Below are 12,414 nucleotides of genomic sequence, written 5' to 3'. Positions count from 1 at the left end.
TGCCAGGCGCACATAAAAAAACCCGCTGAAATCACTTCAGCGGGTTTTTCATTTCAACGGCCAGGAAGATCAGAAATCCTCCAACCGCCATACCTCATAAGCCGGCGTTTCATAGGGATGACTCTCTTTCAGAGCCACCACCACCGCCTGTATCAACTCATCGCTGACTACAAGCTCAACCTTCCATTCCTCAACCTGCTCGACCTGCCCCGCTTCACCAATAAACGGCTGACTGCCATCCAGTGGACGAAACTGACCCAACCCGAACACCTGCCACGCACAGTGATCATAAGCCCCGATCCGCCCACCACCGGCAGCGAACACAGCGCTTTTGACCACCTCGACATGACTGGCCGGAACAAAAAAACTGAGCTTGTACACGGCGCTTAGTTAACCCACACGCGAGCATTACGGAACATACGCATCCAAGGTGCGTCTTCGTTCCAGTCTTCCGAACGCCACGAGTTCTGCACCGCGCGGAATACACGCTCCGGGTGCGGCATCATGATGGTCACGCGACCGTCACGGCTGGTCAAACCGGTGATCCCGCGCGGCGAACCGTTCGGGTTGGCCGGATAGCTCTCGGTGACCTTGCCATGGTTGTCGACGAAACGCATCGCCACGCAACCCGACAGATCGGCTTCCAGCAACGCTTCTTCGCTAGCGAATTCGGCATGACCTTCGCCGTGTGCGATGGCGATCGGCATGCGCGAACCGGCCATGCCTTGCAGGAAGATCGAGTTCGACTCCTGGACCTGTACCATCGCCACGCGAGCTTCGAACTGCTCGGAACGGTTACGCACGAAGTGCGGCCAGAACTCGCTGCCCGGGATCAGCTCGTGCAAGTTGGACATCATCTGGCAACCGTTGCACACGCCGAGGGTGAAGCTGTCGTTACGTTCGAAGAAGCCCTGGAAGGCATCGCGAGCGCGGCTGTTGAACAGCGCGGACTTGGCCCAGCCTTCGCCGGCACCCAGTACGTCGCCGTAGGAGAAACCGCCGCAAGCCACCAGACCTTTGAACTCGTTCAGGTCGACACGACCGGCCAGAATGTCGCTCATGTGCACGTCGATCGCGTTGAAACCGGCGCGGTCGAACGCGGCCGCCATTTCCACCTGACCGTTGACGCCCTGCTCACGCAGCACGGCAACCTGTGGGCGAATGCCTTTCTTGATGTAAGGCGCGGCGACGTCCTGGTTGACGTCGTAGCTGAGCTTGACGCTCAGGCCCGGGTTGTCTTCTTCCAGCAGCACGTCGAACTCTTGCTCGGCGCAGTCGGCGTTATCACGCAGACGCTGGATCTGATAGCTGGTTTCAGCCCACTGACGTTGCAGCAGACGGCGCTGACCTTCGAACACGGTGTCGCCGTTGAACGTGATGCTGATCTCGCCATTGTTCATCGGCTGACCGATCACCGACACGCAGTCACCCAGGCCCGCTGCGCTGAACTGCGCGAGGATGTCTGGAGTGGCGTCCTGGCGAACCTGGATCACGGCACCCAGTTCTTCGTTGAACAGGATCGCGGCGATGTCGGCGGAGGTTTCTGCCAGACCGTCGAGGTTCAGGCTCAGACCGCAATGGCCGGCGAAGGCCATTTCTACCACGCTGGTCAGCAGACCACCGTCGGAACGATCGTGGTAAGCCAGCAGGTGACCGTCGGCGTTGAGGCCCTGGATCACGGCGAAGAAGGCTTTCAGGTCTTCGGCGTCATCGACGTCCGGGGCCTGCTTGCCGAGTTTGCCGTGAACCTGAGCGAGGATCGAAGCGCCCATGCGGTTCTGACCGCGACCGAGGTCGATCAGGATCAGGTCGGTGGTGCCCTTGTCCATGCGCAGTTGCGGGGTCATGGTCTGACGGATGTCAGCCACGGGCGCGAAACCGGTCACGATCAGCGACATCGGCGAAGTCACAGTCTTGTCGACGCCTTCGTCGTTCCAGCGGGTGGCCATGGACATCGAGTCCTTGCCCACCGGAATGGTGATGCCGAGGTCCGGGCACAATTCCATGCCGACTGCTTTCACGGTGTCGTACAGACGCGCGTCTTCACCCGGGTGACCGGCGGCGGACATCCAGTTCGCCGACAGTTTGATGTCGGAGATTTTGGCGATGCGCGACGCCGCGATGTTGGTCAGGGTTTCGCCGATGGCCATGCGGCCCGACGCTGGAGCGTCCAGCAGTGCCAGCGGAGTGCGCTCGCCCATGGCCATGGCTTCACCGGTGTAGACGTCGAAGCTGGTGGCGGTGACGGCAACGTCGGCCACCGGAACCTGCCACGGGCCGACCATCTGATCACGGGCCACGAGGCCGGTGATGGTGCGGTCGCCGATGGTGATCAGGAAGCTTTTGCTGGCCACGGCCGGGTGATGCAGGACGCGCTCGACGCAGTCTGCAATTTCCAGCGTGCTTGGATCGAAATCATCGCCCAGCTCGTTTTCGCGAACGGCCGAACGGTGCATGCGCGGGGCTTTGCCCAGCAGCACTTCGAGCGGCATGTCCACCGGGCTGTTGCCGAAGTGGCTGTCGGTCACGGTCAGTTGTGGTTCGGCAGTGGCTTCGCCGACCACGGCAAACGGGCAACGCTCACGTTCGCAGATCGCCTGGAAGCGTTCGAAGTCCGCAGGGCCGACTGCCAGAACGTAGCGTTCCTGAGATTCGTTACTCCAGATTTCGTGCGGGGCCATGCCCGGCTCATCGTTTGGAATATTGCGCAGTTCAAAGCGGCCGCCACGGTTGCCGTCGTTGACCAGTTCCGGGAAGGCGTTGGACAGACCGCCGGCACCCACGTCGTGGATGAAGCTGATCGGGTTCTTGTCACCCAACTGCCAGCAACGGTCGATGACTTCCTGGCAGCGACGTTCCATTTCCGGGTTTTCGCGCTGTACGGAGGCGAAGTCCAGATCCGCCGAGCTGGTGCCGGTGGCCATGGAAGAGGCAGCACCGCCGCCCAGGCCGATGAGCATTGCCGGGCCGCCAAGAACGATCAGCTTGGAGCCAACGGTGATTTCGCCTTTCTGTACGTGTTCGGCACGGATGTTACCCATGCCGCCAGCCAGCATGATCGGCTTGTGGTAACCGCGAACTTCGTCGCCACGCGGGGTGGTGATCGATTGTTCGAAGGTACGGAAGTAGCCGGTCAGCGCCGGACGGCCGAATTCGTTGTTGAACGCGGCGCCACCCAGTGGGCCTTCGATCATGATGTCCAGCGCGGTAACGATGCGCTCAGGCTTGCCGTACGGCACTTCCCACGGCTGTTCGAAGCCCGGGATCTGCAGGTTGGACACGGTGAAACCGGTCAGGCCAGCTTTTGGCTTGGCGCCGCGACCGGTTGCGCCTTCGTCGCGAATCTCACCGCCGCTACCGGTGGATGCGCCCGGGAACGGGGCAATCGCGGTCGGGTGGTTGTGAGTTTCGACTTTCATCAGGATGTGCACCGGTTCCTGCACCGCGCCGTACTGGCGGGTTTCAGGGTCCGGGAAGAAACGGCCGGCGACGGAGCCGACGATTACCGAGGCGTTGTCCTTATAAGCCGACAAAACACCTTCGCTGTGCATCTGATAGGTGTTCTTGATCATGCCGAACAGGCTTTTTTCCTGGCTCTGACCGTCGATGTCCCAACTGGCGTTGAAGATCTTGTGACGGCAGTGCTCGGAGTTCGCCTGGGCAAACATCATCAGTTCGATGTCATGCGGGTTGCGCTTCAAGCCGACGAAGGCTGCGACCAGATAGTCGATTTCGTCTTCGGCCAGGGCCAGGCCCAGCTCGGTGTTGGCTTTTTCCAGCGCGGCGCGGCCGCCACCCAACACGTCGATCGCGGTCAGGGGCTTGGGCTCGGCGTGGCTGAACAGGCCGGCGGCTTGTTCAAGGTTGTCCAATACGATCTGGGTCATGCGGTCATGCAAGGCGCCTGCAATCAGCTGCGCTTCGGCGTCGCTGAATTGGCCGGCGACGTAGAACGCGATGCCGCGCTCCAGGCGCTGGATCTTGGTCAGGCCACAGTTGCGAGCGATGTCGCTGGCTTTACTGGACCACGGTGAGATGGTGCCGAAACGTGGCAACACCAGAAACAGACGACCGGTTGGCTCTTGTACTGGAACGCTTGGGCCGTACTTCAGAAGGCGCGCGAGCACCTGCTGTTCGTCGCCGGTCAGGACGCCGGTAACTTCGGCGAAGTGAGCGAATTCAGCATACAAGCCACTGACAGCCGGAACCTTCTGGCTCAGTTGCTCAAGGAGTTTGCTGTGGCGAAAGGCAGAAAGGGCAGGAGCGCCGCGCAGGATCAACATCTTCGGGACAGCCTCGGGAAGGGGTGTGCTTTGAGGCCGTGCATTCTAGCCTAAACCGCCCGCGACAGCACCCGAAACGGTACGCACGGCTGTACCCGAACGTCGGGCCGGGTATTCGGGCCCGAAACAGGGGCGTGTCGAGGGTTATTTTTTCTGTCACAAAACGCTGTTCAGGCCCATTCCTGCGGGCTCCAAACAGGTTTTCGACGCTCTAGCAGACAAGCCCTTCGCTGTCGAGATATGGCGCTCGTGGTCCTTTGCGTATACTGCGCAGATGTTTTCCCCAACGGCTTTGCGTCCGCGGCATGCCAAATGGCTGATCGCAACCGGACTCTTCCTGGTGCTCAGTGGCTGTGTTGATAAACCCAACACGCTGGAGCGCGTAAAGGAGGATGGCGTGCTGCGGGTGGTTACCCGTAACAGTCCCGCCACCTACTTTCAGGATCGCAACGGTGAAACCGGCTTCGAATACGAGCTGGTGAAGCGCTTCGCCGACGATCTGGGGGTGGAACTCAAGATCGAAACCGCCGACAACCTCGATGACCTGTTCAGTCAGGTGGGCAAGCCCAATGGCCCGGTGCTGGCTGCTGCCGGCCTGGTCAGCAGCGAGCAACGTAAAAAACAGGTGCGGTTTTCCCACTCCTACCTCGAAGTCACCCCACAGATCATCTACCGCAACGGCCAGTCACGGCCGACCGACGCAGGCGATCTGGTCGGCAAGAAGATCATGGTGCTCAAGGGCAGCACTCACGCCGAGCAATTGGCAGAGCTGAAAAAGAAATATCCCGGCATTGAATACGAAGAGTCCGACGCGGTTGAAGTCGTCGACTTGCTGCGCATGGTCGACGAAGCCCAGATCGATCTGACCTTGGTCGATTCCAACGAAGTCGCGATGAACCAAGTCTACTTCCCCAACGTGCGGGTCGCCTTCGATCTTGGTGACGCCAGTAATCAGAGCTGGGCCGTGGCCGCTGGCGAAGACAACAGCCTGCTCAACGAGATCAACACCTACCTCGACAAGGTGAAGAAAAACGGCACCCTGCAACGCCTGAAAGATCGTTACTACGGCCACGTCGATGTACTCGGTTACATGGGCGCCACCACCTTCGCCCAGCACTTGCAGCAACGGCTGCCCAAATACGAACAGCACTTCAAGGCGTACGCCAAGAAAGAAAAAGTCGACTGGCGCCTGCTGGCGGCGATCGGCTATCAGGAGTCGCTGTGGCAAGCGGCGGTCACGTCCAAGACCGGCGTGCGCGGGTTGATGATGCTGACCCAGAACACGGCGCAAGCCATGGGCGTGTCCAATCGCCTTGACCCCAAACAGAGCATCATGGGCGGCGCGAAGTACCTGGCCTACATGAAGGATCAATTGGACGAATCGATCCAGGAGCCGGATCGTACGTGGTTCGCGCTGGCAGCCTACAACGTAGGCAGCGGTCACTTGGACGACGCACGCAAACTGGCGGCCAAGGAAGGGCTGAACCCGGACAAGTGGCTGGACGTGAAGAAAATCCTGCCGCGTCTTTCCGAGAAGAAGTGGTTCAGCAAAACCCGTTACGGCTACGCCCGGGGCGGCGAGCCGGTGCACTTCGTGGCGAACATTCGTCGTTACTACGACATCCTGACGTGGGTCACGCAGCCGCAGCTGGAAGGCAATCAGATCGCTGAGGGCAATCTGCATGTGCCGGGGGTCGACAAGACCAAGCCGAGCCAGGAAACCCCTCCGCTCTAAATCTTCGCTGCCTTCAAGGACGCCATCGCGGGCAAACCACGCTCCCACAGGTCCGCGTCGAGTACATAGTTATCGTTCAACTCGGACCTGTGGGAGCGCGGCTTGCCCGCGATGGCAGCGCCGCCGATCTAACCTTTCAACGCAGCAGCCAGAATCAGCGCCTTCATCTCCGACACCGCCGACTTGAACCCGACGAACAACGCATGAGCCACCAATGCATGGCCGATGTTCAGTTCGTTGATGCCCTTGATCGCCGCAACAGCCTCGACGTTGTGATAGTGCAGGCCGTGACCCGCATTGACGATCAGGCCCTGGGCCAGGCCGAATGCCACGCCATCGGCCACGCGCTTGAGTTCTTCAGCCACTTCGGTTGGCGTCTCGGCGTCCGCATAACGCCCGGTGTGCAATTCAATGGCTGGCGCACCAATACGACGGGACGCTTCGATCTGCCGCTCGTCCGCGTCAATGAACAGCGACACTTCACAGCCGATCTTCGCAAGGCGATCCACCGCTGCCTTGATCCGCGCCTCCTGCCCTGCCACGTCCAGACCGCCTTCGGTGGTCAGCTCCTGACGGGTTTCCGGGACCAGGCAAATATGTGCCGGGCGAATGCGTTCGGCGAACACCATCATTTCTTCGGTGACGCCCATTTCGAAGTTCATGCGGGTTTGCAGCACGTCCTTGAGCAACAGCACGTCGCGCTCCTGAATGTGCCGGCGGTCTTCGCGCAGGTGCACGGTGATGCCGTCAGCGCCCGCCTCTTCCGCGTCCAGCGCTGCCTTGACCGGATCCGGGTAGCGAGTACCCCGGGCCTGACGCAGGGTGGCAACGTGGTCGATGTTCACGCCAAGAAGAATGCGATTGCTGGTGGTCACGGAAGCGCTCCTGAAAATAAGGGAAAGTTCGGTGCACAGCATACACGGGGAGCTTGGGTCTGTTGACGCAAGCATCAATAGTTCCTATTGCTTGCGAAACTATGGCTTGCGAAACAACTCGCGACTGACCAGAGGACGCCCACCCAGATGAACGGCCAATGCCTGACGCATCAAGCGCTTGGCGGCGGACAGTGCGCCGGGCGCGGACCAGTCGGCATCGGCCATCGCCAGCAGTTCAGTGCCGTTGAACAGGCCCGGTTGCAGCAGATAGACCCGCTCCAGGCCTGCATCCACTTGCAAGCGGTAGAGGCCATCCGGCGCAATGGGGTCGCCGTGGATGTCGGTGTTTAATGCAAAGCCGTAACCGAGGTCGTCGAGTAGACGCCATTCGAAGGAGCGCAGCAACGGCTCTAACGGGCGGCCTTCGGCCAAGGCGAGCAAGGTCGCGGCGTAGTGATCGAAAACTGCGGGGTGAGGGTCTTCGGCGGGCAGCAGGCGAATCAGCAATTCGTTGAGGTAGAGGCCGCTGAACAGCGCCTCGCCGTTGAGCCAGGTAGAAACACCGGCGCTTTCCATGCGGCCGACGTTTTTCAACTCGCCCCGACCACGGAACTCGACTTCCAGCGGCACGAACGGCCGCGCCAACGTCCCGGCCTTGCCCCGCGCGCTACGCAACACCGCGCGCAGCCGACCTTGCGGCGTAAGGAAATCCACCAGCGCGCTGCTTTCGCGGTAGGCGCGGCTGTGGAGGACGTACGCGGGTTGGCCGGTTGGCGCGGTGTTCGACATGGAAATCGTAGTTCTCAATGAAGGAGCGCAGTTCTACAAACAACCAAAACCAATGTGGGAGCGGGCTTGCCCGCGATGGCGGACTTACATTCAACATCTCTGCTGAATGTTACATCCTCATCGCGGGCAAGCCCGCTCCCACAGGGTTCTACGGTGCAACGCAGACCGGGTTTACAGGTCGCCGTAACCCAGCGAACGCAACGCACGTTCGTCATCGGACCAGCCGCCCTTAACCTTGACCCACAGATTGAGCATGATCTTGGAGTCGAACAGCAGCTCCATGTCCTTGCGCGCCTCGGTGCCGATGCGCTTGATGCGCTCGCCCTTGTCACCAATGATGATTTTCTTCTGGCCGTCACGTTCGACGAGGATCAAGGCATGGATGTGCAGGGTCTTGCCCTGCTGCTTGAACTCTTCGATTTCCACGGTGATCTGGTACGGCAGCTCGGCGCCCAACTGGCGCATGATTTTCTCGCGCACCAGTTCGGCGGCGAGGAAGCGGCTACTGCGGTCGGTGATCTGATCTTCCGGGAAGAAGTGATCATTTTCCGGCAAGTGCTGGGCGATCACTCGTTCCAGCGTGTCGAGGTTATGCCCGTGTTGGGCCGAGATCGGCATGATCTGCGCGTTCGGCAGCTGTTCCTGCAACCAGGTCAGGTGCGGCATCAGCTCGGATTTGTCTTCGATGCGGTCGGTCTTGTTCAGCGCCACGATCAGCGGGCCGGTCACGTACTGAACGCGCTCGAGGACCATCTGGTCTTCGTCGGTCCACTTGGTGCGGTCAACCACGAAGATCACCACGTCGACGTCTTTCAACGCCGCCGAAGCGGTCTTGTTCATGTAACGGTTCAGAGCCTTTTCGCCGCCCTTGTGCATGCCCGGGGTGTCGACGTAGATCGCCTGCACGGCGCCCTCAGTCTTGATGCCGAGCATGTTGTGGCGAGTAGTCTGAGGCTTGCGCGAGGTGATCGCCAGTTTCTGACCCAGGATGTGGTTCAGCAGCGTGGACTTGCCCACGTTGGGACGGCCGACGATGGCAACATAGCCACAGCGAGTTGCAGTTGAATCAGTCATTGCCATTCTCCACACCCAGGGCAATCAGTGCTGCGGCGGCCGCTACCTGTTCGGCAATACGACGACTCACACCCTGACCTCGGCTTTTTTCATTCAGTAAGGTGATTTCACATTCGACGAAGAACGTCCGGCAATGTGGCTCACCCTGGATATCCACCACTTCGTAACGTGGCAGCTCACAACCACGCGACTGCAGGAATTCCTGCAGGCGGGTTTTTGGATCTTTGTTGGTGTCGACCAGCGTCAGGCCTTCGAACTCACCGGCCAGCCAGGCCAACACACGCTCGCGCGCCATGTCCATGCCGGCATCCAGGTAGATCGCACCGATCAGCGCTTCAAGGGCATCAGCCAGAATCGACTCGCGACGGAACCCGCCGCTTTTCAATTCACCTGAACCCAGGCGCAGGTATTCGCCCAGGTCGAAACCACGGGCCAGTACGGCCAGGGTCTCACCTTTCACCAAGCGGGCGCGCAAACGCGACAACTGGCCTTCGCGGGCCAACGGGAAGCGATCGAACAACGCCTCGCCAGCGACGAAGTTGAGGATGGCATCACCGAGGAACTCCAGGCGTTCGTTGTTGCGCCCGGCAAAGCTGCGGTGAGTCAGGGCCAGGACCATCAGTTCCTGGTCTTTGAAGGTGTAGCCGAGCTGACGCTCTAGACGGCTTAAGGAGACGCTCACGGTTTACCCACGCTGAGTTCGTGGCTGGATTCCACCGCCATCGCCGTGGTACGGCGCAGGCTTGGGACAATTAACGCTGTGTTCAAAAATAACGTCCTGAATATCGTTGTTTTCATGCTTCTGTGGCCGATTATGCCGACTCCAGAAATGCATTCGGCGCTGTGTTCAACAGCGCCGTGTGTGATTACTTGATCAGGCCAACCCGCGAGAAATTCGGCAGGTGACTGAGTTTGGGTTCCGGCCAGCTCATCCAGACTGCGAAGGCCTTGCCGACGATATTCTTGTCGGGAACCATGCCCAGCAGATCCTTGGGAATACTCGGATCATCCCAGTAGCGACTGTCGTTCGAGTTGTCGCGGTTGTCGCCCATCATGAAGTAGTGCCCGGCAGGCACGGTCCACGAATGATCCGGCGTTGCGCGGTAGCGGCTCATTTCCTTGCGGATAAGGTGCTCGGCGACGCCGAGCTTTTCCTTGTAGAGCTCGGCGCTGCCCAACGTGCCCGGCTCGGAGCCGACCAGTTGTTCGGCGATCGACTCACCGTTGACGAACAGACGCTTGTCCGCGGTGTAGCGAATCTGGTCACCCGGCAGGCCCACCACACGCTTGATGTAATTGACGTTCGGGTCGCTCGGGTAGCGGAACACCATCACATCACCGCGCTGCGGATCACCGACTTCGATGACTTTCTTGTCGATCACCGGCAGGCGGATCCCATAAGAAAACTTGTTCACCAGAATGAAGTCGCCGACGTCCAGGGTCGGTTTCATCGAGCCGGAAGGAATCTGGAACGGTTCCACCAGGAACGAACGCAGCACCAGCACGATGAACAACACCGGGAAAAACGACTTGCCGTATTCGACCAGCAGCGGCTCTTTGTTCAGTTTCTCGACCACCACCATGTCAGCCTGGCTGACGCTACCCTGGTAAGAGTTAATGGCAGCCCGGCGCCGTGGCGCCAGGAACAGCAAATCGAGCAACGCCAACAGGCCGCAGACGAACACGGCGATGACCAGCAACAGCGGGAAATTTAGTGACATAGGACCTAACTATCCAACCTGAGCACTGCAAGGAAGGCTTCTTGTGGAATTTCCACGTTGCCGACTTGCTTCATGCGTTTTTTACCGGCCTTTTGCTTTTCCAACAGCTTGCGCTTACGGCTAACGTCACCGCCGTAGCATTTGGCCAATACGTTCTTTCTGAGTGCCTTGACGGAGGTTCGCGCAATGATCTGCCCGCCGATGGCGGCCTGGATCGCGACGTCGAACATCTGGCGCGGAATCAGTTCTTTCATCTTCTCGGTCAACTGGCGACCTTTGTAGTGCGCATTGTCGCGGTGCACGATCAGCGCCAGGGCGTCGACCTTGTCACCGTTAATCAGCACATCCAGTTTCACCAGATTAGCCGATTGATAACGGTCGAAATGGTAATCCAGCGAAGCATAGCCACGGCTGGTGGATTTCAGACGGTCGAAGAAGTCGAGGACCACTTCGTTCATCGGCAAATCGTAGGTCACTTGTACCTGGGTACCGAGGAACAGCATGTCGTGCTGCACGCCACGCTTTTCGATACACAGGGTAATGACGTTACCCAGGTGCTCTTGCGGCACAAGGATATTGGCCCGCACGATCGGTTCACGCATGTCTTCGATCGACGACAGGTCCGGGAGCTTGGACGGGTTATCGACGTAAATCGTTTCGCCGGTTTTCAGCAACAGCTCGAAAATTACCGTCGGCGCCGTGGTGATCAGGTCCAGGTCGTACTCGCGCTCCAGGCGCTCCTGGATGATTTCCATGTGCAGCATGCCGAGGAACCCGCAACGGAAGCCGAAGCCCAGCGCGTCGGAGCTTTCCGGGGTGTACTGCAGGGACGAGTCGTTGAGGGTGAGCTTTTGCAGCGCTTCACGGAAATCTTCGAAGTCGTCGGAGCTGACCGGGAACAGACCGGCGTACACCTGCGGCTGAATGCGTTTGAAGCCTGGCAGCACGTCAACGTCAGGCGTGGAACTCAAGGTCAGGGTGTCGCCGACCGGTGCACCGTGAATGTCCTTGATGCCGGCGATGATGAAGCCTACTTCGCCGGCCTTCAGGTCAACGGTGGCGGTGTGTTTCGGGTTGAAGACACCGACGCTGTCCACCAGGTGGATCTTGCCGGTGGATTTGACCAGGATCTTGTCGCCTTTCTTCACACGACCGTGACGCACGCGTACCAGGGAAACAACGCCCAGGTAGTTGTCGAACCAGGAGTCGATGATCAACGCTTGCAGCGGATCTTCGTAGTTGCCGGTCGGCGCAGGAATGGTGTGAACCAGGCGTTCGAGCACTTCGTCGACGCCCAAGCCAGTCTTGGCAGAGCACTCGACCGCATCGGTGGCATCAATGCCGATGATTTTTTCGATTTCTTCTTTGACGCGGTCCGGATCGGCCTGTGGCAGGTCGATCTTGTTCAGGACTGGCATGACTTCCAGGCCCTGCTCGATCGCCGTGTAGCAGTTGGCAACCGACTGCGCCTCAACGCCCTGACCGGCATCGACCACCAGCAATGCACCTTCACAGGCCGCCAGCGACCGGCTGACTTCGTAGGTGAAGTCAACGTGGCCGGGGGTGTCAATGAAGTTCAGCTGGTACTTGATGCCATCGCGGGCGGTGTAATAAAGGGTGACGCTGTGGGCCTTGATGGTGATCCCGCGTTCACGCTCCAGGTCCATGGAGTCCAGCACCTGGGCTTCCATTTCGCGCTCGGCAAGACCGCCGCACATCTGGATGAAGCGATCGGCCAGCGTCGACTTGCCATGGTCAATGTGGGCGATGATGGAGAAATTGCGGATATGACTCAAATCACTCACGGATCAACACTCAAAAAGGCTGCAGGCATAGCCCGCCGAAAAATAGCCGGGAATTGTACCTGATCCACGGCGCAAGCGTCACGTTCGCAGGTCAGACGGCGCCTACAAAAACGCCCCGGTCTTGCGACAGGG

At 59.7% G+C, this 12,414-nt stretch carries 9 protein-coding genes; 1 reads left to right on the top strand and 8 read right to left on the bottom strand.

The window, feature by feature from the left end:
• Positions 1-69 precede the first annotated feature (69 nt).
• Both ACZ3HH_RS25605 and purL read right to left on the bottom strand, forming a co-directional pair.
• Positions 70-381, bottom strand: coding sequence for an NGG1p interacting factor NIF3 (locus tag ACZ3HH_RS25605; protein ID WP_465808834.1), 312 nt, complete (start codon positions 379-381; stop codon positions 70-72).
• Positions 382-386: 5 nt separating this feature from the next.
• Complete coding sequence (purL, locus tag ACZ3HH_RS25600; protein WP_465808832.1) at positions 387-4,283, bottom strand: phosphoribosylformylglycinamidine synthase; 3,897 nt, start codon at positions 4,281-4,283, stop codon at positions 387-389.
• Positions 4,284-4,557: 274 nt separating this feature from the next.
• Here purL and mltF point away from each other — a divergent pair, with 274 nt between their 5' ends.
• On the top strand, positions 4,558-6,018 hold the full coding sequence (mltF, locus tag ACZ3HH_RS25595) for a membrane-bound lytic murein transglycosylase MltF (RefSeq protein ID WP_465808830.1): 1,461 nt from the start codon (positions 4,558-4,560) through the stop codon (positions 6,016-6,018).
• Positions 6,019-6,146: 128 nt separating this feature from the next.
• Here mltF and pdxJ read toward each other — a convergent pair whose 3' ends face one another.
• From pdxJ to lepA, 6 genes are all read right to left on the bottom strand, one after another.
• Positions 6,147-6,893, bottom strand: coding sequence for a pyridoxine 5'-phosphate synthase (gene pdxJ, locus ACZ3HH_RS25590; RefSeq protein WP_465808828.1), 747 nt, complete (start codon positions 6,891-6,893; stop codon positions 6,147-6,149).
• Positions 6,894-6,992: 99 nt separating this feature from the next.
• Positions 6,993-7,682 (bottom strand): DNA repair protein RecO, encoded by a 690-nt coding sequence (gene recO / locus ACZ3HH_RS25585; RefSeq protein WP_427627526.1) that lies wholly within the window; start codon positions 7,680-7,682, stop codon positions 6,993-6,995.
• 171 nt (positions 7,683-7,853) lie between these two features.
• Entirely contained in the window at positions 7,854-8,756 is a 903-nt protein-coding gene (era, locus tag ACZ3HH_RS25580) for a GTPase Era (RefSeq protein ID WP_465808825.1), read from the bottom strand.
• The gene (rnc, locus tag ACZ3HH_RS25575) at positions 8,749-9,438 is read right to left on the bottom strand and encodes a ribonuclease III (RefSeq protein WP_010463056.1); all 690 of its coding nucleotides are present in this window, start codon (positions 9,436-9,438) and stop codon (positions 8,749-8,751) included. The genes era and rnc overlap by 8 nt, the downstream gene beginning before the upstream one ends.
• A 184-nt stretch (positions 9,439-9,622) precedes the next feature.
• Positions 9,623-10,477 carry a signal peptidase I gene (gene lepB / locus ACZ3HH_RS25570; RefSeq protein ID WP_109628119.1) on the bottom strand — a complete coding sequence of 285 codons (855 nt, stop codon included), beginning with the start codon at positions 10,475-10,477 and terminating at the stop codon, positions 9,623-9,625.
• Between the two features lie 5 nt (positions 10,478-10,482).
• On the bottom strand, positions 10,483-12,282 hold the full coding sequence (lepA, locus tag ACZ3HH_RS25565; protein ID WP_038981674.1) for a translation elongation factor 4: 1,800 nt from the start codon (positions 12,280-12,282) through the stop codon (positions 10,483-10,485).
• Positions 12,283-12,414 lie beyond the last annotated feature (132 nt).

This window comes from Pseudomonas sp. PME37.24/025, from assembly GCF_055556615.1.
This window is presented reverse-complemented; position numbering and strand designations above follow the sequence as displayed.